We start from the raw sequence: 26,232 nt of genomic DNA on the forward strand, positions 1-26,232 counted from the left end.
CTCCACACTATAGCTTCTATTAAATTCTCTTTACAAACAAAACACGATCTTGTCCTCTTCCATCATAATTAGTCATAACAGAGATACCATTAACTTCACAATCTCCTTGCTGAATTTGAAATCCTATCTTCGTATGAAAAGCAATAGAACCCTTGTTTATAGGTGAAGTAACGCAATGAACTTCAGTACAGCCACATTGTTTTACTTTTTGAAAGAATATCTCATATAGCTGCTTTGCAGCATTTTGCTTCCGATAATCAGGATGAACCCCTATAAAATGAATATACGCTTGCTGCCGATAGGCTTGGGAAACAAAGCCGACCAAAAAGGCAACAATTTCGTCATTTTCTTCTAAAACAAAGCTGGTATCTTTAAAATGAACAGAACAATTATAATTAAAAATAAATGCCTTAAAAATAAAATTCCTTATATGTAATATATAAGAAATAGTGTATACTATTATCTAACAATTTGGTTAAATGTAGCAAAATAAACGGAGGGTGCGTCTTATGAGAAAAAAATATTCCTTAGCCTTTAAACATCAAGTAATCAAAGAAGCATTAAAGGAACAGTCATTCAGTAAGACCGCCAGAAAATATGGTTTAAGCGCTCTAACTATATATCGTTGGGCACGCGAATACAAACAAGGAACACAAACGGAAATTTTACAGGAAAAATAATATTGCAGCATTCTCTTTATATTTGTAGTTTTCTCTTATAAAATCATCAATATAAGAAAGAAATAACAAGGTTAAATTGGTTATTAAAAAAGGACAAACTAGCAAAAAGAACATCTTCTTTTAAATAGAATCCGTCCTATATAAGTTACACTTAATATTTTGACAGGGTAGCGTGGTTGGAAGGAGGAGGGATGGGGAAAGAAGATGGTGGATATGCCCTGCGCCCCGGCAGAAAAAAGGCGGACGTGTTTGTTCCAACCGCTCCCGCCCACCGCCCCTCCTTCTTTTCTTATCTCCTACCACAAGAATATGTAAATTTATAAAGTCAGATGTCTATAGAAGTGGACGGCTTCTTCAATTTACAAAAAACGAGACTGTTACATACTATTTTTTACTCTTACGCTCCTCCATTAATACTATGAGTTCAAGTAAATCTATCATACGGTTATTTTTGTTTATGATTTTGAGCTGATTAAAGTACATACCACCACAGGGAAAAACAAGCGTACATCAACTTGCCGATGACTCAACTTTTGTTTCACCGGCTACGACTGGTATGTCTTTAAATAATACTGCCTTTGTCTGATCAAAACGGCCTTCCCATTTAGATATGACAATAGCTGCTAGCGAATGTCCAATAATATTTACTATCCCACGTGCCATATCCATAATACGATCAATTCCGATAACTAAAGCCAAACCCTCTACCGGTAACCCAACGGCAGCAAGCGTAGCAGATAAAACAGCAAACGATGCTCCAGGTACAGCTGCAATTCCCTTAGATGTTAGCATCAATACGATTAAAATTGTAAATTGTTCCATGATCGTTAACTCAATGCCGTATAACTGCGCAATAAACGGTACAACCATCGCCTGATACAAAGCCGATCCATCTAGATTAAATGTATATCCGGTCGGAATCACAAAAGAAACTACAGAACGGTCACATCCGAATCGAGTCATTTTCTCCATAAGTTGAGGCATCACCGTTTCTGTACTATCAGTCACGTAACCAATAACTAATTCCTCTTTTAAGTTACGAATTAGCGTCCATAAATTTACTTTTACAAGCCACGCAATAAAACCAAATACCACTACAATAAATAAGATAATTGTAAGGTGATTAATGATAACTAATTTTCCCAATGGAATGAGAGAGGCAAATCCATATGTTGCAATTGTATTAGCCATCAAAGCAAAAACACCGAATGGTGCGAATCGCATCACAAGATGAACAAAAGCAAACATCGTTTCTGAAACTCCCTGGAAGAATTGAACTACTACTTTTCCCTTCTCCCCTATAGAAGCTAACGCAATACCGAACATAACAGCAAAAAATATGACAGGAAGAATTTTCCCATCAGCTAAGGATTTAAAAAGATTAGGTGAAAAAATACCGACTAAAACATCAATAGGTTTGGTATGCTCTGCCGTTTCTGTATACTTGTGAATGTCACCCGCTTCCAATTGATTAATATTGATACCCACGCCAGGCTGAGTCAAATTGGTGACAAGTAATCCTACAATAAGAGCTACAGTTGTTATAATTTCAAAATAAACGAGTGTCTTAAATCCGAGTTTACCTACTTTCTTTAAATTACCCATACTGGCAATACTAGAAATAATAACCGAAAAAACAAGCGGGATAATGACAATCTTTATCATGTTAATAAAAATATCACCAAGAGGCTTTACTGCTTGCCCATATTGTTTGGATAAAAATCCAAACAATAACCCTAGTATCATACCAGCAACAATTTGCCATACCAACCCTTTACGCATAGCTTACCTCCTTAAGAGTTAAAAGTATTTCGATATTTATATTTGGATTACTGCTTCATTCGTAATAATCACATTATTAGAAAACGCTTCCATAACAGTGCCCAGGCACTCTATCATCAATTTTTACCGTTCATCCCTCTCTTCTATTTCAATTATTGAAATACGTTTTCATATATAAAAGAATTATAATCAATTCTACTTTTAAAATCAATCAAATTTTCTTAATATTTCGTTTGATTTATATCGTTCAATATAACTCAAGCTTTTTGAGATACATCCAGCTGCTTTTTCGTTTTTGATAAATTATTGCAACACTGAAGCATAAGAAAGAGTAGTACTCATAATTGAATACTACTCTTTCTTTACTACCTTATGGAAGCTTTTTTACCTTCTCATCGTTACTGACAAGCGTAGGAGTAGACTTTTTCTCCTCTTCATCATCGCTTGTAAGATTTTTCGCTGCAGATTTAAATTCAGTCAACGTACGGCCAAACGCCCGCCCCACCTCAGGCAACTTATTCGGCCCAAATACGATAAGCGCAATCACAAGAATTAAAATCAGACCAGGAATCCCAATGTTAGCAAGCATACAATCTTCCTCCTTCTATGTGTACTTAGAATCCGGTAATTGCTACAACACCAGGCAACGCGATAGACGTACCACCTTTAGGCCAATGGCTGGTCGGAGCCTCATATGACTCTAAGTTTTCACCCGGATGCTGCACAGACATGAACAATGTCTTCTCGTCCGGAGCAAACCAAGGACCTGTCATCTCAGCGCCAACTGGAGCAGATGCGAATTGCGCTGCCACACCCTTATCTGATCCGGATGTCGGAATGAAGAAAACCCCGTTATTGCCGAACGTCTTATAAATACCGCTGTTCATGGAAGATGAAGATATATCCGTTACTACCCACAGGTTACCTGCACTATCAAACGCCAAGTTATCCGGAGCAGCGAATCCGCTCTGCGGTCCGCCTGCTGCGAAAATTTCAAATGTAAATTCTTCAGCCGCATGATTGTTGTCTTTTGGAAACAGGCGGACAATCTGACCGTAGAAGTTACCATGCTTGGAATTATTCGTTAGCGAGATAAATACGCTGCCATCAATCGGATGCACCTCTAAATCTTCAGGACGGTCCATCGCTGTTGCACCTACTGCTTTTGCCGCTTCGCGACATTTCACGAGCACATCAGCCTGGGATGTGAATAACGGTTTTCCAGTAGAATCGACCGCTTTCTGTAGTGCTTCATTCTTACCGTAATCAAGCGCAATCCATTTCCCTTTGCCGAAGTTAGCGACATACAGCGTCCCCTCTTCAAGCAGTCTGGCATTCGCTTTACCTGTACTTTTACTATAGGAGCCTCTGGATACATATTTATATACATACTGATCGTTTGCATCATCACCCATATATACGACAAGCTGTCCGTTTGGTGCAAGCGTCATCGCTGTATTCTCATGAGAGAAACGGCCAAGAGCCGTATGCTTTTTCGGTATGGAGTTCGGGTCGAACGGATCAACCTCGACTACCCATCCATAATGTGTCTCATCTTTTAATTTTGTATCCGCAATAACACTATCAAAATTCTCTTCACAAGAAAGAATAGTGTTCCACAGCGTTACGCCGCCGGAACAATTGGCAAACGTTCCCGTCACTTCACGGGCGCCTCCCACCGCAGCACTACCTGCAGCAGGCCCGGTTAGCGTATGCTTCGTTAACCCGCTTACACGACGACCATATTTAGAATCGGAGATTAGGGTCCATTTTCCATTCTGTTTTTTCACTTCAATTATAGATCCACCAAGTGAATATAAGTATTTCTCGATTTGTGCTGATGTACGGGTGTTGTTTTTCGGATCGGCATGTAACGCATCATAGCCGGTTACATAGTATTCCAACTCACCAAGATATTCATGGTTTACCCATAATAGACCATGTTCACTGCTCCCTTCAATCGGTAGGAAGCAAGTAAAATCTGCGTTAAAACCGAATGTATCGCCTTTCGCATTAATTTTATCGCCATATAAAGCCACAACATCATATTTATATCCTTGCGGCAGTACAAGTTCATCTTTGTTCGTTGCCTGAATCGGCTTGAACTTTACTTTTGCGGGCTTATGCTTGTCCTCTAAACCGAAAAGATGGTCAGCCGTCTTTCCTGACAGTCCTTTGTCTGCTGCGAAAGCCGGAATACCGGTAGCAAGAGATGCAAGCGCTGCCGTACCTGTGCCAAGATATGTTAAAAATTGTCTCCGATTCATTTCCATGAATGTATCACTCCCCGCTTTTTTCCTCTATTTCCTCTACTACGTCTCTGCCTGCTGGCACATGGTTTCATTGTACAGATAGATTCTTATGCCACTTTTAATCTTGTTTTAAAATCGTGTAAATTTTTATCGTAAAAAAAATAAACGCAAGCCAACGCTTACGTTTATTCATCAGATAGACATTAATATTTAGTAAGAATCATCTCTCCCGTATGCGCCTCAATAAAACGAAGTTTTCCCGAAAACGAGGGGAAAGCTGGCACATACTCTAATTGATAATAGCTCTCTCCATTCTCTTCATATTCTTTTGACCATTGAAGCTCAAGATCCAACACAGAACAAAACAATTCCATAGCCTGTTCGCGGGCAACTTTTGGTACTGTATCTACAGACTGGAGCTGCTGGGGTTCGATGTCAGGTCCCGTATATTGCTCAATGCATCCGTTGGTCCGATTTATGCAAATAGATACGAACCCGAAACGAATCGGGATACCGCCATGCACGAGCCGAAAAGTGAATGTCACCCGATCTTCTTCTTCGTGCTCTTCTTCATACGCTTCTTCTGCCCTTTTCGATAAACGAAAAAAAGTGTGCGCTTGCGGAAAAAGCGTATAAAGAAATTGGAACGCTTTTTTTCTACATTCTTCATCACTTAGCGATAGCTCTCCTTTTCTTTCCTCAAACCATATAAAGCTGCGTAGACGCCCTGTTTCTTTATCTACCATGGCTTTTACCGTATTCTCGGTTCTCTCTTTAAAGAAACTATTAATGCTTCGGTCGGGCATTTCACTCGTCTCGTTCGCCCGCCAAACGATCCCAATCGTTTCTCCTAAATCAGATTCACGAATTTTCCGGTATGCGGAGGTTAGACCTATCAGTGCTCCTACATCCACTGATTCCCGCTGAGCAATCTCGCTTGCAGCCATAGGAGGTAACGGCATATATTCATCCGTTTCCGCTTCTTCACACACGCGCGTCTCCAGCTTCTTTTGTTCTGCCGGATAAGCAGACAAAGGAGCAAATTCATATACTAAATGAACGTTCCCATCAGCAAGCTCGTATATCTCCTCTATGATTCTCTCGATAGTAAGGGTGATTTCCAATTGTTCGAGATACTGCTTCTTTACTTCTTCCTTATCCGCCAATACTTGCGGTTGTATCACACGTTCGGCACATCCATAGTAACGGAATGCCTGAATGCTTCCATCTCGCTCTACATTCACCATAAATCCCGTCATCGGAAGCGGTAGATCCATTGCTTTCTGTACGTAAGAGAAACAATACACAGCCCCTTGTTCCTTTACTGATTCAGCTACAAATGTATGAATTGCCTCCGGATAGTGCTCTTCTACAAAGCAAAGTGCTTCCTGCTTCAGTTGTTCTATAGGTAAGGATGGACCTGTGTTACTCTCCGATATGCTTCTAGTGAAGTCGACAAGTTTTCCGTTAGAGTCCAGCTCAATCCAAATGTATTCTTCCTCATCAGCAGGGTTTTTCCATGAAAACACCGCCCGATTTCCTTCAGCTTCTTCTGCATAATCCTCTATAAACAACTCATATGAATCCGGTATAGGGAATAATGAAAGAGCTTTGCTTTTTAGCTGCTGCTTCATCGTATACAACTTCCTTTCCACTTTAGATTCTTGCGGTTCTGCAAGGGAATGCTGTAGAAGACGCAGCGCATGGTGCATACGAGTTTTTATCGTACCTAGCGGGCATCGTAGCATGTCGGCGATTTGCTGCAGTGTAAAATCTTGAAAGTATTTCAATACAATCACCCGGCGATACTTATCTTCAAGCTTTTCAAGCGCCTCCTGTATGTATAAGCGTTCATCATACGGCGTAGTTTTGCCTTGTATATGTTGTTGCACAGTCTTCTCACTAACAATCATTCTTTTTTTCTTTTTTAATAAAGCAAGTGCATAATGAAACAGAATGGAGCGCAGCCAAGCCGCAAAGCGTTCTGGTTCACGAAGCTTATCCACCGACAGATATGCACGGAAAATCGTTTCTTGAACGATTTCATCTACATCATGCTTATTAGCTGCATAGTAGCGGGCATTGCGCCGAAGCATGTCTCTATGCCGCTCAATCAATACAACAAACGCCTCGCCGTCTCCTTCTTTGACTCGCACCAACAATTCTGTATCCGTCATCCGTTCCCCTCCTTCCTACATAAATATAGAGTACTGAAGTAAGCATTTGGTTTTCAAAAACGAAAAAAATCTTACTTTTTTTATACTTTGATTGGAAATGTTTGCTTGGACAAAGACAGGACAGAACGGACAAGCTAATCTTGAAGGATTTACTTTGTTGCAAAAGGGGCTTTTTCATGGAACAAACAGGAAAACTTGATGGTCAGGCCAAGCTTCTGCTGCTGATGAACGCGCTGTACCTCATCTCCATCGGGCTCTCCAATACCTTCGTCAACGTCTACCTGTGGAAAGTGAAAAGCGACTATGCCATGATCGGGTTATTTAACATGTTTACCTTTCTCGCCGTTCCCCTGACATTCTGGCTTGGAAGCAATCTCGTCAAGCGTTGGGACCGGGTACTGAGCATTCGAATGGGAGTATTCATCATGGCAATGTTTTATCTTACTGTGCTACTGTTGGGTAAGTCAGCTACGGCCTATATTATTCCACTCGGTCTGCTGCTCGGCATAGGAGCTGGATTTTATTGGCTGGGCTATTATGTAATGTACTTCGAGATTACCGGTCCAGAAAACCGTGATATCTTCAACGGAGTGAACGGGCTTCTTATGTCACTGGCTGCTGGAGGTGCTCCTTTTCTGTCCGGATGGCTAGTGACGCATCATGCTAACGGCTACCGATTCATCTTTTCCCTCTCGCTTATTATTTTCGCGCTGGCAGTTATCGTCAGCTTTTTTATCTCCAGCAGGAAGTGCGAAGGAAAACTTAATTTCAGCCGTGTTTGGTCAGATACAAAGCACATCTCTAAATGGCACTATGTAGTTTTTTCTTACTTCTTCTGGGGACTGAGGGAAGGCGTAGTTGTATTTCTTGTAGGCCTGTTAGTCTTTGTCGTATCGGCAAGTGAATTAACGGTTGGGGTCTATGCACTTTTGACCTCTTCTCTCTCACTTTTATCCTATTATGCGGTCGGCAAATGGATTCGGCCTCATAAACGTGCACGTTCCCTTTTTATTGGGGCATGTATGCTGGCAGTATCCGTACTTCCGCTGTTGACTCAGCTTCGCTTCAGTACATTGCTCCTCCTGGGCATCGGAACTGCGTTATTCTATCCTTTTTTTTCGGTACCACTCGTCTCTACAAGCTTTGACGTTATCGGGGAAAGCATGGAAAAAGCCAACTTGCGCGTAGAGTATATTGTCATTCGTGAATTCGCCTTCAGCCTAGGACGAATGTTAAGCGCACTCACATTCGTCCTGCTCGTAACAAATACGACTAGCTCACTGGCGCTTGTCCTCTACTTAATCGCGTTGAACCTGTTGCTTATGTTCTGCTGGGTGTTCATGCGTCATGTCTTTCCGGCACATGCATAAGTACGTCGCATAAAGTAAAACTTCCATCATAGGGAGTTTCCTTCATCCTCCACTGATGGTTAGTTGCACATATCGAGCTCTTAGGGGCGGTTATTCTCTACGCAGCAAACTTAAAACGGGGAACTTACTGCCTGTTGGACCGGGATAAACAAGGACAAACGCGCAAATAATAGAACAAACAGGCTTTTACGCTGCGAAAAGGAAGCGATGAAACATGGATGAAAAGTATATCCTCGCCTATTTTAATACGCCGGAGCAGGCTGAGAATATCCGTCAGCAACTAGCTACCCAGGAGGGTATTGTCGACCTACAAATCGACCGCATCGGATTATATCCCGGTCCGGAACCGGCTCATTTCACCAACACCATCACTGGAGAATTCGCCGGCTTAGCATCTATAACGACAGACTCCACACCGTCTCATCCTGACGCCAGAGTGATGATGGCTGCCCATCCAAGCGCCAGCGGTATGAGCGACAGTCCAGATGATACCATTAGAGGACGTGACATTTTACTTACGGTTGTGGTGCAACCCAGGCTTTATGACAGCGTACGACAAATGATTCGTTCGGCAGGAGGGCTCGTGTAAAATAAAAAAGAGGGCAGCAGCACGCCCTCTTTTTTATAATTCTAATTGATTTTTAACTTGTTCTTCTTTTCCCTCTGTCTTCTTCGTTATCTTCTTCTATTTCAATATAAGAAGATTCTTCGGCCTCATCAAAAGCAATATCGATTGGTTTTTCCCTGAACATTTTCGTTAAATACATAAGATAAAGCACGCCTAGAGCCGTCCAAATTAACCCAAGCTTAAACGAAACCTCTTCAAGATTAAACCAGAGTAAACCGACAAACGCCGCACCAATTATCGGCGCAATGACATTTGCGATAATTTTCATTGGAGAGTTGATTTCTTTCTTCTTTACTGCATAATGAGCGATAACGCACACATTTACAAAAGTAAAGGCAACAAGTCCGCCAAAACTAACAAACGACGTCGCCGTATCTAACGTAAATAAAATCGCGGAGCAAGTAACAATGCCCACTATAATAACGTTAAACAACGGGGTATGCAAACGCGGATGCACATACCCGAAAATTTTGCGTGGAATGACACCATCGCGGCCCATTACATACAACAGACGGGAAACGCTTGCATGCGAAGCAAGACCTGAGGCAATTGTGCCTGCCAAAGCACCAGCAAGAAAGAAAGCTTGGAAAAGCTGACCTGCGACCTTTAATGCTACTTCTGGAGATGCGGAGTTCGGATCATGGAAATCGTTCACACTTGGAAACAGTGCTTGTACAAAATAGGAAACCGTTATAAAAAGAACACCGCCGGCTAATGCCGTTAAGAAAATAGCACGTGGAATCGTTTTCACTGGATTCGGTGTTTCTTCTGAATACATTGTTACCGCATCAAATCCAAGAAAAGAAAAGCAAAGAAGCGTCGCTCCTGCGATCAGGCCGCTCGTATCCATTCCTGATTTATAAAACGGTTCGATGGTAAAAATAGTTCCGTAACCCACCCCATTATATAAAGCGCGGGCGGCCAACACTATAAAAATAACAATAACGAGAAACTGGAACACTACAAGTAGCGTATTTAGATTAGAAGTAGATTTCATCCCCATCGCATTGACAATCGTTACAAATGCGGCGAATCCTACAACCCACATCCAACTCGGTACTGAGGGAAATAGCGCGGACATGTAAATCTGTGTTAAAAATGCGTTTGTCATTGGGAGAAATACATAAGCAATTAAGGAAGACCAACCTACCATGAATCCCAGATGAGGATTCAATGCTTTTTGCGTATACGTATAAGCGGACCCGGCGCTTGGATAAATGCGCACCATTCTTCCGTAGCTTAATGCAGTAAATAGCATAGCCGCCAAAGCGATGACATAAGCGGCCGGTACATGGCCTCCGGTTTCACCGGAAACGATTCCTACTGTATCAAATACTACCATCGGGGTCATATACCCGATACCCAGCAATACGATAGCTCCTAATCCTAAAGAGCGTTTTAATGTCGCAGATTGCTGCATCGATCACTCCTCCTTTATGCAAGAACAAAATAAAAACCGACAAATTTCGACGTTTAATAAGACAATACAATTTAATCTGCAATTATAATGCCAAACATTAAAACATTTGCAATCTTTAAATAGGAGGAAGGATACAGGCTGATATTCTGCGCATTGCACGTTTTGTTAAAAACTTTAACAGCAAATTATTCAACCAAATACGATGCCTATTTTTATGCGCATACGCATAATCCATTCATTTCTGTATACGATTACATTATCACAAAAAAAGCCTCTCCTTTTCAGGAAAGGCTTGGATATTCTTTTGCTTTATTAAGCTTCTCGTGTTACAGCCGGAGTCTCATTCTCTTCAATATACGTGCTCTCGCCTGCCTCCTCGAAATGAATGTCCATCGGCTGTACCTTGAACATTTTCGTCACATATAACAAGTATATAACCCCTAAGCCTAGCCATATCATTCCCATAGTAAACGAACTGGATTCAAGATTATACCACAATACAGCGACGAAAGCAGCTCCTATTACCGGAATAATCACATTAGTCAGAAAAGAAATGGGGGATTTATACTCTTTATTCTTTAATGCATAATGTGCAATAACGGACAAATTAACAAATGTAAACGCTATCAATGCCCCGAAGCTAATGAATGAAGACGCAATTTCCAGAGTAAAGAAAACAGCTGTCATGGATATAAGTCCGGTGAAAATAACATTAAATAATGGCGTATGTGTACGAGGGTGTACATATCCGAAAAGTTTCTTCGGTATGATGTTGTCACGGCCCATTACATACAACAGACGCGATACGCTGGCATGTGAAGCTAACCCGGAAGCAATCGTCCCGGCAAGAGCAGCTGCCAGGAAAAACCACTGAAATATTTTCCCGCCCACATATAATGCAATTTCAGGCGACGTGGCATCCGGTTGTTTAAACTGTGAAATGTCCGGAAACACTGCTTGCGTAAAATAAGAACCAACCGTAAAGATAACCCCGCCAATGAAAGCGGTAAGGAAGATCGCTCGCGGAATGGTTTTTACAGGATTTGGCGTTTCTTCTGCATACGTAGTAACCGCATCGAATCCAAGGAATGAGAAGCAAAGCACCGTCGCTCCTACGATGATGGCTGACATTTGCATATCTGGGGTATAAAAAGGCTCTAGCGGAAACACTTCTCCATAGCCCATACCTCCTTGTAACTCCCTAATAGCCAATATGACAAAAACGACTACACAAACAATTTGATAAATAACAAGCAGGGTATTAAAATTAGCGGTTGAATTCGCACCGAGCGCATTAACTACCGTAATCATGGCGACAAAGCCTGCTACCCATACCCATGCAGGCACGTCTGGGAATAATGCAGACATGTAAATTTGCGCCAATAAAGCATTTACCATGGGAAGCAATAAATAATCCGTCAAAGCTGACCAGCCTACCAGAAAACCTAGATGCGGACTAATTGTTTTCTGTGTATACGTATAAGCTGAACCTGCACTCGGAAATGCCCGAACCATCTTCCCGTAACTAAATGCTGTAAAAAGCATGGCTGCCAGGGCGACAATATAGGCAAGTGGGACATGCCCGTTCGCTTCATTGGAAGCGATACCAAACGTATCAAATACAACCATTGGGGTCATATATCCGACGCCAAGCATAACGATCGGCCATAATCCCAGAGAACGCTTTAGCTTTGCTGATTTTTGCATCGATCACTCCTCCTTGCATATAGAAAGACTCATAAAACAACAACCGATGAATTATATAATCAGCAAATTTTGTGCCATATGGGAAAATTTAAAATCTTTTAAATAGATTCTAAATCAAAAGCTTTATTTTCGGGACTATATTCGTTTTTAGGTAAGGGGAAAGACCTGGAAAGAGTATGATCGATTATGAAAATTAGCATAATCTATTCATAAAAGAATAGACTTTGACGAAAAAAAGTACCTTTTCTATGATGGAAAAGGTACTTTTGCTTATTATGCATTTTTTTTCAATGCGTCGTAATTGTGCTGCACCACCACTTTTTTCTCTTCACGTAAGTACGCGAACCAGTACACAGATGCAACAAATAATGCACCACCGACCGCATTCCCCAGAAAAACCGGTACAAAATTACTCAGATATTCCATCCAAGTTACTTTACCAGCAAAGATGGCTGCCGGAATAACGAACATATTAGCTACTACGTGCTGAAAACCAATGGTGACAAACGCCATAACCGGAAACCAAATACCTAGAATCTTGCTTGCAATATCGTCCGCACCGAATGCAAGCCATACTCCAAGACATACGAGCCAGTTACAGCCAATACCAGAAATAAATGCCTGAAGGAACGTATCATGCAGCTTCGCTTCCGCGATAGCCACCGTTTTAGCCAAGAATGGCCCCGCTTCTGTTAATCCAACCACATGGCCAAAGAAGTAAGCAACGAACACTGCGCCGATAAAGTTACCGATTGTAATCCAGAACCAATTACGTACAATCTGCCCTACTGTAACTCGACGTGCCATCATAGCGATTGGCAATGTCATCATATTTCCTGTTAACAGCTCTCCTCCAGCCATAATGACAAGTATAAGTCCAAGCGGGAATACCGCGCCGCCGAGAAAAGAGCCAAAACTTCCCCATTCTTTCGGTAAATTTCCAATCGTACGAATATCCAACAAAAATCCAAGCGCGATGAACGCACCCGCTAAAAAGCCAAGCACCAACATATTCGACAAAGACATATTTGCCTTCTTCGTACCCATTTCCACTGCAGTTCTCGCGATTTGTTGTGGTGGATGAAATGCCATATATTTCTCTCCCTACTATCCTTTGTTTTTTTCTATAGTAAAATGTAGAAAACAAAAAAGGAAAATACACAAAAATACACCTGTGCATTTCTCCCAAGAAGTGAACCTAGCTGCTGGCAACTTACAAAAAAATCGACCAGCAACTGCTGACCCTGCCAGTTCTTCTGAGAATGCCGCAAAGTACGAATTTTTGTTCCTTTTCCTCTTCAATAATAAAAATTGAAAGTAGGTGGGAGCAAAAAGCGGCTATTTTCAAAATCCCGCCTTTTGCTCCATCTATTCATAGCTTACAGCTTCTGTCCCATTCCTTTGAGAAAACCAAGCATGACCGTCAGCGCACGGTTAATATCCGGGTCCTTGTAAGCCTTCATTATATCCATAACACCGGTCTTCTTACCTGCTCGTACTTCCTCTGCCGAATGTTGCATACCGTTAACAATACCTTCAAATACTTTCTTAATCGTCTCCGGTTCCAATTCTCCCAGCATGCCAACGGCACTCATTACATTATTAACGCCACGCGTCATCGTTGGTTTTGATAACTGAGAAACGCCGATTTCCATTACTTTCTCACGTGACTGAATCAATGCTCCGATGACTTCAAGCGCACCGCTCTCATGCAGCAATTGAATCACTTTGAGGGTCTCCTGCAATGCGTCACCATTTTTGGCGACGAAGCTCACTAAATCCCCCAACGCTTGCGCCTGTTTTTCAGCCTCTGTTGGCTCATGTTTTCTTATAACAGTTGTCGGTTTGGCCATTTATTTCTCCCCCTGTCCGACGGTTTCAAGCGAAAGATAATCCTTACGCTTCCATTTACGCTCTACTTCTACACCACGCTGCGGATTTCGTTTACCGAAACGGGAATTAAAGCGTGGTAGCGGGTTTTCACCCTCTACTTCAAGCACCTGCATTTTAACTTTTGCTTCTTTATATGCCGGCGTATTCGTCGTCGCGTCGGAATGGCTGCTGGTTAACAAATTGACAGCAGAAATTTCACTGGTCGAGTTCATCGGAACATAAATCTCTTTGCCTTGTACGCGATCGGTCACGACGACACGTAATTTTACAGCTCCATATTCGGATTGGAGGCGTACGAGTGAACCGTCCTTGACACCGCGTTCTTTCGCCAGTTCCGGTGATATTTCCACGAACGTATCCGGGGCTTTGTGCATAATTCCCTTGGATTTGTTGGTCATGTTGCCCTCATGGAAATGCTCAAGCAGACGACCATTGTTCAAGAACAGGTCGTATTCTTCCGGCATTTGTACCGGCGGGATCCAATCAGTCGGCGTTAAGCGTGCCTTTCCATCCGGGAACGGGAAGCTTTCTGTATATAGAAGCGGCGTATCGGTACCGTCCGCCTGTACGGGCCATAGCAAACTACTGAACCCTTCCAAACGCTCATATGATACACCTGCGAACAATGGTGCGAGGCTAGCCGATTCTGCCATCACCTCAGCCGGACTCGCGTAGCTCCAATCCCCACCAAGACGATTCGCCAGTTCAATAAGAATCTGCCAATCTGGACGGGATTCTCCCAGTGGTTCCAGTGCCTGATACAGTCGTTGAATCCGACGTTCCGTGTTTGTAAATGTCCCTTCCTTCTCCAGACTTGGACTTGCTGGCAGGATAACGTCAGCGAATTGCGCTGTTTTCGTAAAGAACACATCCTGCACTACGAAGAATTCAAGCTTTTCAAGGGTAGACTGAACGTGATTGGAGTTCGCATCCACCCATGCCATATCTTCACCCATGAGGAACATTGCTTTCAGTTCACCTTTGTTAATTGCGTTGAGCATACCTTCATTATCCAATCCCTTTTCAGGAGAAAGAGCTACACCCCATGCTTTTTCATACCGTTCACGCACGTCGTCATCCGTTACTAATTCATAGCCAGGATAGAAGTTCGGCAATGTACCAAAATCGCATGCACCCTGTACGTTGTTATGACCACGCAGCGGGAATGCACCCGCATTCGGGCGTCCGAAGTTACCAGTCACAAGCAGTAGGTTGCTAATTGCGGTACTGGTCTCGCTCGCACCACAGTGCTGTGTAACGCCCATAGCCCAGAAGATAGCCGTTCCATCGGCCTCATGAATCATTTTCGCTGTCTCAATAAGCTGCTCTTGCGGAATACGCGTCGTTTTCTCTGCATAATCAAGCGTATATTTCTCAATTGATTTTTTGTACTCTTCAAATCCGTTAACACGATTATGCAGGAACGCAACATCATGCCAGCCCTGGTCAATAATATACTTGGTTACAGCCGATAGCCATACATGGTCCGTCCCCGGCGCAGGGCGAAGGAACAGGTCGGAACGTTCCGCCATTTCGTTTTTGCGCAGGTCAGCTACAATCAACTTGCGTCCATTCACCTTGCGCGCACGCTTCAACCGCGTTGCGATAACCGGATGTGCCTCTGCCGGGTTTGCACCGACGATGATACCGAGTCCCGCACCAGCCATATCGTAGATGGTACCTGCATCACCACCATAACCTACTGTACGGAACAAACCTGTCGTCGCAGGGGATTGACAATAACGTGAGCAGTTATCGATATTATTTGTTCCAATAACGGAGCGTGCCAGCTTCTGAAGTAGATAGTTTTCTTCATTCGTACATTTGGAAGACGAAATAAATCCAAACGCATCCGCACCATCGCGTTCTTTTATTTCTTTGAATTTGCTCGCGATAAGGTTCAGTGCTTCATCCCATGTGGCTTCATGGAATTCATCGCCTTTTCGAATCAACGGCTTCGTCAAACGGTCTTCACTATTAACGAAGTCCCAACCGAACTTGCCCTTTACGCAGGTGGAGATGCCATTGACCGGTGCATCGGGAGTCGGCTCGATCTTGAGAACCTTACGTCCTTTTGTCCATACTTCGAACGTACAGCCTACGCCACAGAACGTACAAACAGTCTTTGTCTTCTTCGTACGGGTAGCACGCAGAGTAGCCTCTAACTCGGAGATGGCGAAAATGCCACTATAGCCTGGTTCGACTTCTTTTACCAAATCAATCATCGGATTCAACAACGTAGGCTTCATGTCCGTCATGATACCCGCTTCACCCAACATGGATTTCTCCATTAATGCATTACATGGACAAACGTTCACACAGTGCCCACAAGAAACACAGGATGACTCGTTAATCGCTACGTCATTATCCCAGATGACACGGGGACGTTCACGTTCCCAATCGATGGACAATGTTTCATTGACCTGTACATTCTGACATGCTTCCACACATTGGCCGCAAAGAATACATTGATCCGGGTCATACCGGTAGAATGGGTGCGACATATCTACTTCATATGGTTTTGACTGATATGGACGCGATTGATGCTCAATCTCCATCATCTCGACCGTATTATGAATTCGACAGTTGCCGTTATTATTGTCACACACAGTACAATACAACTGGTGATTTTCAAGAATACGATCCATCGCTTCCAACTGAGCGGCTTTTGCCGCCGGTGATTTGGTTTTAATGTCCATTCCGGCAGCGACCTTTGTCGCACAGGAACGTACAAGTTCACCATTGATTTCCACCATACATGTATCACATGTCTGAATGGTACCTAGATTCGGATGATAGCAGATGTGCGGGATGTCGATACTTTGGTCTTTAATAACATCGACGACGTTCTGTCCCTCATTGGCCTGATACTCATTGCCATTAATGCGAACGGACAGTTTCGTTGTTGTACTCATTGTCCTCCCCCTTGTTCAGTCAAATTCGATGGGCTGGTCCTCTTCTGTTTCTCTGTCTACATAAACAAAAAAATTCCATCACAAAACGGATTCATAGAGGCAACTCGGATAGACTCCGAACTATTTATCTCTATAACAACCGTTTCATGATGGAATAATCTTCGGCACTTAAGTACCGGCAACCAGTCCGCCATATTAAAATAGCAGTCGGAGTAAGAAGAAAGAAGAATGCGTTTTCATCAATCTACTCTACAACTTAAACCTATGCATGTTCATTTCATTTAGCATTCCTCTTTTCGGAATGTATGTTAACATTATAGACACAAATTCAATCACTGTCTAGACCTAACGGACGATCAAAAACAAAAACTGTCATCGCAATATCCAACTCAAACCGAAAATCGACGAACAGCGTAACCATCCTAGCATTAACCAATTCTTCCAATGGCCTTCCAACCGTTAAATCCTCATAGATTTTCTTAATAAATTCCGTGCGAGTCTCATGAATCATTCGCTGTCCTTCCGGCGTCCGACTCATGAATTTCTCTACACTCGTCAAGTTTCCTTTCATTTCGCAAATCGCCCAAGGCCCGGCAAAGCGAGTAACAATATGAGTAGGACCCTTCCCGACATGTGTTTTTCGAATCTCGCGGACAAGATTGCTGAATTCATGAGCGATGCGTGCATGACTAGATTTTTCCATATGCATTCTTCCTCCCTGATTTTTAGCATTACATGTTTTGTCAAGGAACGCAAGACAGGTGTTCATAATTTTTGTTTTGACTTAAGAGACAACAAGCATAAAATAGAGAGAGAAAAAATTTACAAATGGATGGAGGGAAGACCCATCATTCAGCCTATTGTAGACAAACGAACCATTCTACGCTACTTGGACAACGAAATGCATGAGCAGGAAGATGATGTAGTGAGCGAATTTCCCGTAACGATTTTCCTTGATGAAGAAGAATTCGCGACGGTCGTGTGCACGCCCGAATACATCGAAGATCTCGTTATCGGCTTTCTGGCTTCTGAGGGAGTTATCCGTTCCTACGAAGATATCAAAAGCTTACTGGTACAGGAACAGGAAGGCTTTGCACATGTAGAGCTGCGTAAGGCGCTTAAGATGAACCAGCAATTTTATTCCAAGCGCTACATTACATCCTGCTGCGGAAAAAGCCGACAAAATTTTTATTTTTATAATGATGCACGGACGGCGAAAGTAATGACGGAAAAGACCGTGAAGCTCTCTGTTAAAGATTGCTTCCGCCTGATTCATCTAATGCAGAGCGGATCGGATGTATTCCAGCATACGGGTGGGGTGCATAATGCTGCCCTGTGTGATCGGAACGGCATTATTCTTTCACGTATGGATATTGGACGTCACAATGCATTGGACAAGATTTACGGACACTGTTTGAAACATAATATCTCTATCGAAGATAAAGTTATCGCTTTCAGTGGTCGTATTTCTTCGGAAGTGCTGCTGAAAGTAGCAAAAATCGGATGTGAAGTCGTGCTGTCCAAGTCTGCTCCTACAGGGCTTGCTCTCGATTTGGCCGAAGAGCTTGGTATTACAGCCGTCGGCTTTATTCGCGGTGCGTCGCTGAATGTTTATACGCATCCAGAACGTATTGAGGAAACGCCCGCTACTTAAAGATTAACCTATAAAGAAAAACGAGCCCGGTATGGGCTCGACGCCAGGAGCTTCCATCTGGACGCTCCTGCGCTTTTTTCCTTAACTAAATTGTGAAAGACTTTCTTTACTAACTGCTGAATTGGATGTCCTTTTTAGCCTTTTAATGTCTATACGAATAATTAAAGAGATGATAAGAGCGATAGCGAAAAGCCCCGCAAAAAATATTAAACTTCCTGCATAGCTACCTGTTGTATCTTTAATCCACGCTGCAAACAATGGGCCTGCGAGCCCCGCAGCTGCCCATGCAGTTAAGATATACCCATGTATGGCTCCTAATTGTCTAGTTCCAAACAAATCCCCAATAAACGCAGGGATAGATGCAAATCCTCCACCGTAACAAGTATAAATAATAGCTAACATAATCATAAATGGAATTTTCAAAGTAACATACGGTAACAACATGAATAAAACAATTTGTAATACGAAAAATGTAGTATATGTATTGGCACGACCAATATAGTCCGAGGCACTAGCCCAGCCGATCCGTCCAAGTCCATTAAACACTCCGATTGCACCAACAAGTGCAGCAGCTTGTATTTGCGTAATTCCAATACTCTCCATAGCAAGCGGCTTTGCTACTGCAAGAATAGCAATTCCACAAGTTACGTTAATAAAAAGCATTAGCCATAAATACCAAAAACGTTTAGTCTTAACAGCTTCATTTGCTGTTAGCTGGGAGAGATCATAAGTAACCGTTGCTTTTCCTTTACTTACTTTTTCTTTAAATCCCTCAGGTAGCCAACCTTCTGCTGGCTTAGCAAGATATAGAGCAGAAAGAGCCATAATAATAAAATAAGAAGTACCTAATACATAAAATGTCTTAGCAACGCCAACTGAAAAGATAAGTGAATTCATTAAAGGGCTACTAATAGCTGCAGCGAATCCAAAACCCATTATAGCCAGTCCTGTTGCAAGTCCCCTGCGATCTGGGAACCATTTAACAAGAGTCGATACGGGAGCGATATAACCAACACCGAGTCCAATTCCTCCAAATACCCCATAGAAAAGATACAACAAGTATTTAGAGCCCAAGGTTACTGCCACACCTGAACCTGCAATACCTACTCCAAAGAAAATTGCAGCCAGAAGCCCAGCTCTCTTCGGTCCGTGTTTTTCAACAAAATGTCCTAAAAAGGCTGCGGAGAGACCTAAGAATAGAATGGCAATACTAAAGGTTAATGCAATTTCGGATGCACTCCAACCAAACATTTTCTGCAAAGGAATAGTAAAATTACTCCATGCATAAACAGAACCGATGGAGATATGAATACCAACAGCAGCTAGAGCAATGAGCCAACGATTTTTCGTTGTTCCCATCAAAATCTTCCCCCTTCATTGAATTTTCTAACTTTTTTGATAATATACATATTAGCAATATATGAAAATATTGTAAATATAAACAATAAACTTCGCGTATACTGAAGTTAGTATCCCGTCGTCTAACCAAGTTGTAGACTCTTAATATATAAATGCCTCTCAAGCCGAGAATAAATGTTGCCCTGTAAACAAAAAGCACTATCCTTTCCCTAAATCGAAGTAAAGGATAGTGCCTTTTTCATTTTTGGATACCCGAAGCCTTGAGCTTGATGGGCATATATTAGAACTTATGCTTCTATTGATTTGAATAAGCGAAGGCGGTATGCATTCATGGCAACCTCCCCCAGATGTTCGAGTAGGTTGTAGTTAGCATAAGCCCCGACTACAGCGCCGATACCAGGCAACAATTGAAGCATTTTAACAAAATCGATATAGTCCCGGTATTCTTGTTGGAAAGTACGCCAATCAAGTTCTTTTAATTCATATTTACGCTCTTCCCAGTGCTCAATAATATCAAGTGTACGTTGACGGTGTTCATCACTAGAGAATGCTAATTGGAAAACTTGAAGAATAAATAGTCTTTCTTCGTATTTCTTAACATCGTATCCGTATATACCTGCTGTTTCAAACAAGAACTTCATCTTAATAGATAATAATAAGGGGAAGTCTGCTAATCCCAGAAAAATCCCACCTGCCCCGGTTCCCGCTCCCTCGATGGCGGCAGTCTTTTTATAAGTATTTACTGTATCTAAAACTTGTTGTTCTTTTTCTTCTAGTGTAATATAGGACACATTCCTTTTTCTGGAGGTAAATTCCGAGCCGATCAGGGCGGCTTGCACGACTTTTTTGATGCTTTCAGTCATCATATAATGGACCCTTTCGGGAATCAAGCTGTTCACCTTAGTTTGAGCTTTTTTTGATACTCGTTGTAACAAACCGGAGCGACTGACTATTTTCCTTCTCCATTCTGCTGTTTTAAACTTTACCCTTTGTTCATACGTACTCATATATTCTCCTCTTTCTGGAATATGCTCACCACACCTGCATCCAGAGGAATGTTTCCCAAGCGTAGATTTATCTTTATCATACAAAATATCATGATTTTCTGGCATGACACTAAGAATGATTTTGACTACGTCCTGAGACGGAGTTTGTAATTCAGGCTCAGTTTGTTGTCAAAAGATTAATTGTTAGACATAATATAGAATTCCTTACTTAAACCACTACTTTCCCAAAAATCTTGCGCCAACTTATTATCTAAATCAACGAAAACGTAAATAGGAGAAGCATTTTTATATTGAAGCCAGCGACTTAATTTTTCAACAATAGCTCGTGCCGTTTTCTGCCTTCGATACTCCGGTAATACGTACAACTCATCAATTTGTCCGTAGCACTCTTGTATCACCAAGTCTTTTTTCATCGATGCCAGACCATAGCCAACCAATTTGGAGGTTTCATCAAACGCTACACAAACCATGCCGAATTCGGATTGAGAGTATTGCTTGAGCTGATTTTGAATGGCTGCTTTATCCTCATCTGATAACTCACATTCTGCAGTTTCTATACAATTCTCATTCCATAATCCCAATATTTCAGGAATGAAACGTCTATCATCACTAAGCTGCTCTATACGTATCTGCATAGTATTCTCCTTTTATATAAAGTAAAAATCCTTATCATAGTAAGTTTATTTTTAGATATTCGGCTGTTTTTTCATATAGAAAAGCATTTTTTCCAGCTCAGCATTTACTTCTTGTATGTCTCTAATTTCAATCTTATGTAGTACATCATCCACCTGATAACAAGCAAATGCTCTTCTAAGACCAATTAAGTCAGTAAGGATGCTTTGTTCTTGATGACTAAACTGTCGATTCTTTTTGTACCCTGCCATAAAGGCGTTAAAATATATGTCTCCCATTTTCTCTGAGTCATCATCCATCCGCTCTGCTGCATAAGATAAAAAAGCTCCTTCGCCCGCAAAATGGCCGACAAAGACGTCAGCCCCTGCTAGATGAAAATCGATAACACTACACAAGTTGCCATCATCATTTACAAGCAAATTATTCAAAGAAAAGTCTCCCTGTACCGCGCCACGGGGAAGATGAGACCAACACTTTTTCAATTTTGCCCGTTTCTTTTCATATAGGGCGTATAGTTCTTCATACAACGTTCGGTTTGCTTCGCTCTTTTGCAACGCCACTTTCAATGTATGAGCGTCTTGAGCAAGCTCATCATTTGAGCCAAACATACTCCATGGGCTTTCTGAAGAAAATGGAATGTTCGTTTTTGCGGAGATGTGATGCATTTTGCCAAGCCACTCTCCCGCCTGACCTATAAGATTTATATTAAGATGCTCCAGCTCTCTTCCAGACATCCATTCTTCCACTACAGCAAAAGCCTCTTGGCCTTTCCAGGATAAGGTCATATAAGGCAATGTGTCTTCTTTATACAGCCGTTTAGGAACACCTAGTCCAGCATGTGAAAACATTTCGCACAAACGTGCCTGACCTACAAGATCTTCTCTTGTGGTATACGAATTGGAAAGGATTCTTACAGCAAAACACTGTCCGTCAGCCGTTGTTACTTTGTATATAATTCGTACATCATCCTTTTCCTCAACATGATGTATCAAGTCCGCTCCTGCAAAAGGAGGAATCTGGAAATATTCTTGGATTTTCGCAAGCATTACCTTCACTACCCATCTTTTCCTTTTTTATATAAAATACGAAGCAACAACACATTGGTTTCCTTTTTTTAGTTTATATTTAAATAGAAAGGAGTGATCTCATTGTATAGCTGTATCGTATTTGATGTAGATGGAACAATTATCGATACAGAAAAGGCAGTATTAAGTTCATTACAAAAAGTATTAAAAATTGAAACAGGACGTAACTATACATTTGACGAATTGTCCTTCGCCTTAGGTATTCCAGGTACAGTTGCATTAGAAAGATTAAACGTAACACACATTGAACAAGTAAATAAAAGATGGAATGAGTATTTGAAAGAGTTTTTTCACTATGTCCGTGTTTTCCCTGGATTAGAGGAAACAATTAAAGAATTACATTCCCTTGGCATAACAACAGGAATTGTTACTTCTAAAACAAAGACAGAATTAATTAATGATTTTTATCCATTCGGGTTAAATGATTACTTACCCTATACAATTTGTGCAGATGATACCGAAAAACATAAGCCTAATCCAGAACCTTTGTTAAAGTTTTTAAAAATTGCGGAGGTATCTCCATCTGAAGTGCTTTATATCGGAGATACATATTACGATATGCAATGCGCTCAAAGTGCGAATATCGACTTTGCTCTTGCTTTATGGGGAGCTAAAAAGGTCGAACGGTTCCAACCAACGTACCAATTTGAGAGCCCAAAAGAAATTTTCGAAGTAGTTAATCGATGATTTTATGCACAAATTCTTCAACATAAAAAACGAGACCTCCCTTAAGCCTTAGTAAGCATTGGGAGGTCTATCCTTCAAATCGTATGTTGTATTGTTATCTTATCCTGCTTTTTGATAGGATTTGATATAGTCCATCTGCTACTCCGTACTCGTTCCAACTATACGAACGATTACATACAAAACAAAAAAACTGTCCCATTAAAATATGAGACAGTCTTAATTCACACATACAACACTTACACGCGCTCTGCACTTAATCTTTCTTCCATGGATAGAACTCCACCCATTCGGTAAACCGGAATGTTCTCCTCCTGAGGTAATCTCAGTACAACACCTTCCGATTCCCATTTTTGCAACTTACGGTAGGCTTCTTCCATTGTTATAGAGAGAGCACACGCTAATTCATGTACAGTTAAGATTCCCCCTGTTTGTGTTGCCAACCGAACCCCCAGGCGCTCCTCTTCTTCTGTCAATCTATGTTGTTCCACAGCTTTAATTAGTACAAATCCTGCGTATAAAATAATCCAACCGATACAAAAAATAATAATACCTGGCACCTCAAACAATGCGAGTATGCATCCTCCAATTATCCAACACATAAATGCCCATATAAAATTTAAAATCATGTGTACCATGAACGTATTAACTAAAAATATAGGATTATTATCATAATAAACTACAGGCTTATATACACTGTGATCTCCTGTGCAGTTTGGCAGCTGATATAACCTAACTCCATTATCTAACGAAACAATAGACACTAGATTTTCCTTATGCCATTTATTCATCATGGGCAAAATAGATTGCTGAGTTTCATACGTATAAAGAGAAATTTTCCCTGGAGAAATAACTCCGTTATTAGCAATCGCATACCTTAAAATGTCATGCTCTGTCATTCTTTGATATATTGTATAATAATATTTATATATCTTATATCCTGTTAATGTAAAAAAACCTAAAGTAACAACAGCTGAGATACAAAAATAACCCCAATTATAAAAATAACCCCAATATAAAAAAGTGGCCTCCCGTCTAATAAACAGAATTACAATAATAAAAAGAACTATAGTTACATATTTAAAGAGCCTAGATGGGGTGCGTTTATGCTTATTCTCTTCCTTGTTATTTGTTTGATACCAATTTATCATCTTATCCCTCTTCACTACCATTTTCTTCAGCTATCGCTTCCAGAATAAGGGGATCAAGCTTATAAACTTGTTCTTCATCTGGCACTATACTAAAAGCTCCATTTTGATTAAGTATCTTCAAAATCCGCTCGCACTCTGTTAAATTTAAAGAAGATTCTATTGAAAAAATTGGGGCAGTCAAATATCCATTATATTTTTTAGAGATTTTCAAGGCTAATTCTTCACACGTATTTTCATATTGTTTTTTCAGTATCATTTTCTTCCAGCTTCCAAAAGAAACATATATAAATAATAACCCTAAAAGAAAACAGAGGACTATAGCTTCATTTTCTTCAACGATAAATCTTCCAAAAAAAATAAAACAAAAGAAAATCCAGACGCCTACTATACCTACTCCAGCCCAAACAATCCAAGGTAAAACCCAGGAAAAAAACCGTTCCATTTTACTCTCCCCCCTTACTATTCTTTTTGTTCTGTCAAAGAGGCTAAATGAAACCCTGGAAAGTAAAAAATAACATCCCCTGTTTCAGCAACTTTTAACTGGGCGTGTCCTTCTTTTTGAAATTTATATAGTATTTCTTCTGATTCACGCATATTTAGCTCACTGTTACCGGCAACATCCGCTATAGTAACAAATCCTTCATTAGCCTTAACTATAGATAAAACTTCAATAACCCTTGGAGATTCCTTGCCTCCAATCTCTTTATTTTTCAACTTCTCAAGCTGTGTAATATCACCTTTCATTCTACTTACAATCATAATTATAAGTGCAATTCCTAAGGATATGAGTATGATGGTGAAATTACTTAAATCAGGTTCATCTTCCGGCCTAAAGACTGGGCCTACCCACTTAATAAAAAAATAAAATATCACTGTGATGGAAATCAAATTCATAAGGCACTTTCTCCCATCCTAATTTCTAAAACTTACCTAAAATGTTTTTTATTCTGTTATTATATATTATTTCATAGGTAATTAGAACATCACCAAATGATACAAGGCTATGCCTAAATGCCCCCTTTAGCCCCTTATTCTCTGAGATATACCCCTATATAACATTTCTATATAAATTACACTTGATATTTTGACAGGGTAGCGTGGTTGGAAGTAGGTGATTCAGAAAAAGAAGAGGTTGGACCTGCGCTCCAGCAGAAGAAAGGCAAACGTGCCTTTTTCCGACCGTTCCCGCCCGCCGCCCTTCCTTCTTTTCTTCCCTCTCACCACAAGAATTTGTCGATTTATCAAATCAAATGTATATTATACCCCTGCTGTCGTATTTTATTTTTAAAGTTAACCGTGTATATCTTTAATAAATTTCATCATACTTTCAAATGATTGCGTAGATGATTCTTCGCAAAAGTTTATTGAATACGGATCAGCAAACCCATGGTTCCCAGCAAATTTTTTCGTATAGACATTACTTTTTTTATTTAAGGACGCAATTAGTTCATCGACATTAAATGATTTCTCCTGCTGTGGAAAGAAAAGCAATACAGGGCATTTTGGATTGATTTCAAGATAATCCCTTATGCGGGAGCCGTAATAGCCAATAACCCCATCACATTTTTCTTCACTACACAACCATGCAGTAGTAGCACCTACACTATATCCCAATACATATATACGGTTGTATTCGTTTCTGATTTCGTGTATCAGATTTTTTTTCATTCCTGTAGCCGGGGAGATTCTTCACTTTCATTCACCCTACCTACCTTCTCCTAACAGCATATCAGCAAATAAGATTAGTACTGCACTGTATATTAAGAAAACCACTTGTTTGTCATATCATATTGATAAAAAAATAAAGCAGTCCCTACCATAACAGAGGAACTGCC

Annotated in this window: 25 protein-coding genes and 1 pseudogene; 5 read left to right on the forward strand and 21 right to left on the reverse strand. The window is 41.1% G+C overall.

What is annotated here, in order from left to right; all coding sequences use genetic code 11:
* Positions 1-19: 19 nt before the first annotated feature.
* Positions 20-379, reverse strand: a pseudogene (locus tag AF333_RS27930) (GNAT family N-acetyltransferase); the annotation flags it as partial.
* 130 nt (positions 380-509) lie between these two features.
* Between AF333_RS27930 and AF333_RS32435 the strand changes: the two are divergent.
* Positions 510-680, forward strand: a complete 171-nt coding sequence (locus AF333_RS32435; RefSeq protein WP_080787600.1) for a transposase — start codon at positions 510-512, stop codon at positions 678-680.
* A gap of 120 nt (positions 681-800) precedes the next feature.
* On the opposite strand, the gene AF333_RS36420 is transcribed toward AF333_RS32435, so the two are convergent.
* The 5 genes from AF333_RS36420 to AF333_RS27950 form a co-directional block, all read right to left on the reverse strand.
* Positions 801-983: a hypothetical protein gene (locus tag AF333_RS36420; protein ID WP_235497043.1), complete on the reverse strand. Its 183-nt coding sequence runs from the start codon at positions 981-983 to the stop codon at positions 801-803.
* Between the two features lie 207 nt (positions 984-1,190).
* The gene (locus AF333_RS27935; protein ID WP_043064378.1) at positions 1,191-2,462 is read right to left on the reverse strand and encodes a cation:dicarboxylate symporter family transporter; all 1,272 of its coding nucleotides are present in this window, start codon (positions 2,460-2,462) and stop codon (positions 1,191-1,193) included.
* 370 nt (positions 2,463-2,832) lie between these two features.
* Positions 2,833-3,051 carry a twin-arginine translocase TatA/TatE family subunit gene (locus AF333_RS27940; protein ID WP_043064379.1) on the reverse strand — a complete coding sequence of 73 codons (219 nt, stop codon included), beginning with the start codon at positions 3,049-3,051 and terminating at the stop codon, positions 2,833-2,835.
* Between the two features lie 25 nt (positions 3,052-3,076).
* Complete coding sequence (locus AF333_RS27945; RefSeq protein WP_043064380.1) at positions 3,077-4,735, reverse strand: PhoX family protein; 1,659 nt, start codon at positions 4,733-4,735, stop codon at positions 3,077-3,079.
* Between the two features lie 182 nt (positions 4,736-4,917).
* Positions 4,918-6,891, reverse strand: a complete 1,974-nt coding sequence (locus AF333_RS27950) for a sigma-70 family RNA polymerase sigma factor (protein WP_052811775.1) — start codon at positions 6,889-6,891, stop codon at positions 4,918-4,920.
* A 176-nt stretch (positions 6,892-7,067) separates the two neighbouring features.
* Here AF333_RS27950 and AF333_RS27955 point away from each other — a divergent pair, with 176 nt between their 5' ends.
* Both AF333_RS27955 and AF333_RS27960 read left to right on the forward strand, forming a co-directional pair.
* Complete coding sequence (locus AF333_RS27955; RefSeq protein ID WP_043064381.1) at positions 7,068-8,261, forward strand: MFS transporter; 1,194 nt, start codon at positions 7,068-7,070, stop codon at positions 8,259-8,261.
* 214 nt (positions 8,262-8,475) lie between these two features.
* Positions 8,476-8,850, forward strand: coding sequence for a hypothetical protein (locus tag AF333_RS27960; protein WP_043064382.1), 375 nt, complete (start codon positions 8,476-8,478; stop codon positions 8,848-8,850).
* A gap of 52 nt (positions 8,851-8,902) precedes the next feature.
* Here the strand turns inward: AF333_RS27960 and AF333_RS27965 are convergent, their stop codons facing one another.
* From AF333_RS27965 to AF333_RS27990, 6 genes are all read right to left on the reverse strand, one after another.
* A complete protein-coding gene (locus AF333_RS27965) occupies positions 8,903-10,309 on the reverse strand; it encodes an APC family permease (RefSeq protein WP_043064383.1) in 1,407 nt (468 codons plus the stop codon).
* A 312-nt stretch (positions 10,310-10,621) separates the two neighbouring features.
* Positions 10,622-12,016 (reverse strand): APC family permease, encoded by a 1,395-nt coding sequence (locus AF333_RS27970; RefSeq protein ID WP_043064384.1) that lies wholly within the window; start codon positions 12,014-12,016, stop codon positions 10,622-10,624.
* A gap of 273 nt (positions 12,017-12,289) precedes the next feature.
* Complete coding sequence (locus AF333_RS27975) at positions 12,290-13,108, reverse strand: formate/nitrite transporter family protein (protein WP_043064385.1); 819 nt, start codon at positions 13,106-13,108, stop codon at positions 12,290-12,292.
* Positions 13,109-13,395: 287 nt separating this feature from the next.
* The gene (locus AF333_RS27980; protein ID WP_043064386.1) at positions 13,396-13,869 is read right to left on the reverse strand and encodes a DUF1641 domain-containing protein; all 474 of its coding nucleotides are present in this window, start codon (positions 13,867-13,869) and stop codon (positions 13,396-13,398) included.
* Positions 13,870-16,824, reverse strand: a complete 2,955-nt coding sequence (fdhF, locus tag AF333_RS27985) for a formate dehydrogenase subunit alpha (RefSeq protein ID WP_043064387.1) — start codon at positions 16,822-16,824, stop codon at positions 13,870-13,872.
* Positions 16,825-17,152: 328 nt separating this feature from the next.
* Complete coding sequence (locus AF333_RS27990) at positions 17,153-17,527, reverse strand: DUF2294 domain-containing protein (protein WP_043064388.1); 375 nt, start codon at positions 17,525-17,527, stop codon at positions 17,153-17,155.
* Between the two features lie 129 nt (positions 17,528-17,656).
* Here AF333_RS27990 and fdhD point away from each other — a divergent pair, with 129 nt between their 5' ends.
* The gene (gene fdhD, locus AF333_RS27995) at positions 17,657-18,478 is read left to right on the forward strand and encodes a formate dehydrogenase accessory sulfurtransferase FdhD (protein WP_139188973.1); all 822 of its coding nucleotides are present in this window, start codon (positions 17,657-17,659) and stop codon (positions 18,476-18,478) included.
* Positions 18,479-18,559: 81 nt separating this feature from the next.
* Here the strand turns inward: fdhD and AF333_RS28000 are convergent, their stop codons facing one another.
* The 4 genes from AF333_RS28000 to AF333_RS28015 form a co-directional block, all read right to left on the reverse strand.
* Entirely contained in the window at positions 18,560-19,837 is a 1,278-nt protein-coding gene (locus tag AF333_RS28000; protein WP_043064389.1) for an L-lactate MFS transporter, read from the reverse strand.
* A gap of 287 nt (positions 19,838-20,124) precedes the next feature.
* Entirely contained in the window at positions 20,125-20,844 is a 720-nt protein-coding gene (locus tag AF333_RS28005; RefSeq protein WP_043064390.1) for an EcsC family protein, read from the reverse strand.
* Positions 20,845-21,020: 176 nt separating this feature from the next.
* The gene (locus AF333_RS28010; protein ID WP_043064391.1) at positions 21,021-21,479 is read right to left on the reverse strand and encodes a GNAT family N-acetyltransferase; all 459 of its coding nucleotides are present in this window, start codon (positions 21,477-21,479) and stop codon (positions 21,021-21,023) included.
* A 51-nt stretch (positions 21,480-21,530) separates the two neighbouring features.
* Positions 21,531-22,523, reverse strand: coding sequence for a phosphotransferase enzyme family protein (locus AF333_RS28015; RefSeq protein ID WP_235356588.1), 993 nt, complete (start codon positions 22,521-22,523; stop codon positions 21,531-21,533).
* Positions 22,524-22,625: 102 nt separating this feature from the next.
* Between AF333_RS28015 and AF333_RS28020 the strand changes: the two genes are divergently transcribed.
* Positions 22,626-23,249, forward strand: coding sequence for an HAD family hydrolase (locus AF333_RS28020; protein ID WP_043064393.1), 624 nt, complete (start codon positions 22,626-22,628; stop codon positions 23,247-23,249).
* A gap of 236 nt (positions 23,250-23,485) precedes the next feature.
* Here AF333_RS28020 and AF333_RS28025 read toward each other — a convergent pair whose 3' ends face one another.
* From AF333_RS28025 to AF333_RS28040, 5 genes are all read right to left on the reverse strand, one after another.
* On the reverse strand, positions 23,486-24,397 hold the full coding sequence (locus AF333_RS28025) for a hypothetical protein (RefSeq protein WP_043064394.1): 912 nt from the start codon (positions 24,395-24,397) through the stop codon (positions 23,486-23,488).
* Position 24,398: 1 nt separating this feature from the next.
* Positions 24,399-24,839 (reverse strand): hypothetical protein, encoded by a 441-nt coding sequence (locus tag AF333_RS28030; protein ID WP_043064395.1) that lies wholly within the window; start codon positions 24,837-24,839, stop codon positions 24,399-24,401.
* A gap of 17 nt (positions 24,840-24,856) precedes the next feature.
* Positions 24,857-25,291, reverse strand: coding sequence for a hypothetical protein (locus AF333_RS28035; RefSeq protein WP_043064396.1), 435 nt, complete (start codon positions 25,289-25,291; stop codon positions 24,857-24,859).
* Between the two features lie 222 nt (positions 25,292-25,513).
* The gene (locus AF333_RS37040) at positions 25,514-25,642 is read right to left on the reverse strand and encodes a hypothetical protein (protein ID WP_268753649.1); all 129 of its coding nucleotides are present in this window, start codon (positions 25,640-25,642) and stop codon (positions 25,514-25,516) included.
* Between the two features lie 45 nt (positions 25,643-25,687).
* Complete coding sequence (locus tag AF333_RS28040; protein ID WP_052811777.1) at positions 25,688-26,065, reverse strand: dienelactone hydrolase family protein; 378 nt, start codon at positions 26,063-26,065, stop codon at positions 25,688-25,690.
* Positions 26,066-26,232: the final 167 nt, after the last annotated feature.

The organism is Aneurinibacillus migulanus, from assembly GCF_001274715.1.
GTDB lineage: Bacteria > Bacillota > Bacilli > Aneurinibacillales > Aneurinibacillaceae > Aneurinibacillus > Aneurinibacillus migulanus.

Bases quoted from the DNA above. Each gene is read 5' to 3' on its own strand.
- AF333_RS32435 (WP_080787600.1), top strand. From the start codon at position 510: ATGAGAAAAAAATATTCCTTAGCCTTTAAACATCAAGTAATCAAAGAA.
- AF333_RS27935 (WP_043064378.1), bottom strand. From the start codon at position 2,462: ATGCGTAAAGGGTTGGTATGGCAAATTGTTGCTGGTATGATACTAGGG.
- AF333_RS27940 (WP_043064379.1), bottom strand. From the start codon at position 3,051: ATGCTTGCTAACATTGGGATTCCTGGTCTGATTTTAATTCTTGTGATT.
- AF333_RS27945 (WP_043064380.1), bottom strand. From the start codon at position 4,735: ATGGAAATGAATCGGAGACAATTTTTAACATATCTTGGCACAGGTACG.
- AF333_RS27950 (WP_052811775.1), bottom strand. From the start codon at position 6,891: ATGACGGATACAGAATTGTTGGTGCGAGTCAAAGAAGGAGACGGCGAG.
- AF333_RS27955 (WP_043064381.1), top strand. From the start codon at position 7,068: ATGGAACAAACAGGAAAACTTGATGGTCAGGCCAAGCTTCTGCTGCTG.
- AF333_RS27960 (WP_043064382.1), top strand. From the start codon at position 8,476: ATGGATGAAAAGTATATCCTCGCCTATTTTAATACGCCGGAGCAGGCT.
- AF333_RS27965 (WP_043064383.1), bottom strand. From the start codon at position 10,309: ATGCAGCAATCTGCGACATTAAAACGCTCTTTAGGATTAGGAGCTATC.
- AF333_RS27970 (WP_043064384.1), bottom strand. From the start codon at position 12,016: ATGCAAAAATCAGCAAAGCTAAAGCGTTCTCTGGGATTATGGCCGATC.
- AF333_RS27975 (WP_043064385.1), bottom strand. From the start codon at position 13,108: ATGGCATTTCATCCACCACAACAAATCGCGAGAACTGCAGTGGAAATG.
- AF333_RS27980 (WP_043064386.1), bottom strand. From the start codon at position 13,869: ATGGCCAAACCGACAACTGTTATAAGAAAACATGAGCCAACAGAGGCT.
- fdhF (WP_043064387.1), bottom strand. From the start codon at position 16,824: ATGAGTACAACAACGAAACTGTCCGTTCGCATTAATGGCAATGAGTAT.
- AF333_RS27990 (WP_043064388.1), bottom strand. From the start codon at position 17,527: ATGGAAAAATCTAGTCATGCACGCATCGCTCATGAATTCAGCAATCTT.
- fdhD (WP_139188973.1), top strand. From the start codon at position 17,657: ATGGAGGGAAGACCCATCATTCAGCCTATTGTAGACAAACGAACCATT.
- AF333_RS28000 (WP_043064389.1), bottom strand. From the start codon at position 19,837: ATGGGAACAACGAAAAATCGTTGGCTCATTGCTCTAGCTGCTGTTGGT.
- AF333_RS28005 (WP_043064390.1), bottom strand. From the start codon at position 20,844: ATGAGTACGTATGAACAAAGGGTAAAGTTTAAAACAGCAGAATGGAGA.
- AF333_RS28010 (WP_043064391.1), bottom strand. From the start codon at position 21,479: ATGCAGATACGTATAGAGCAGCTTAGTGATGATAGACGTTTCATTCCT.
- AF333_RS28015 (WP_235356588.1), bottom strand. From the start codon at position 22,523: ATGCTTGCGAAAATCCAAGAATATTTCCAGATTCCTCCTTTTGCAGGA.
- AF333_RS28025 (WP_043064394.1), bottom strand. From the start codon at position 24,397: ATGATAAATTGGTATCAAACAAATAACAAGGAAGAGAATAAGCATAAA.
- AF333_RS28030 (WP_043064395.1), bottom strand. From the start codon at position 24,839: ATGGAACGGTTTTTTTCCTGGGTTTTACCTTGGATTGTTTGGGCTGGA.
- AF333_RS28035 (WP_043064396.1), bottom strand. From the start codon at position 25,291: ATGAATTTGATTTCCATCACAGTGATATTTTATTTTTTTATTAAGTGG.
- AF333_RS28040 (WP_052811777.1), bottom strand. From the start codon at position 26,065: ATGAAAAAAAATCTGATACACGAAATCAGAAACGAATACAACCGTATA.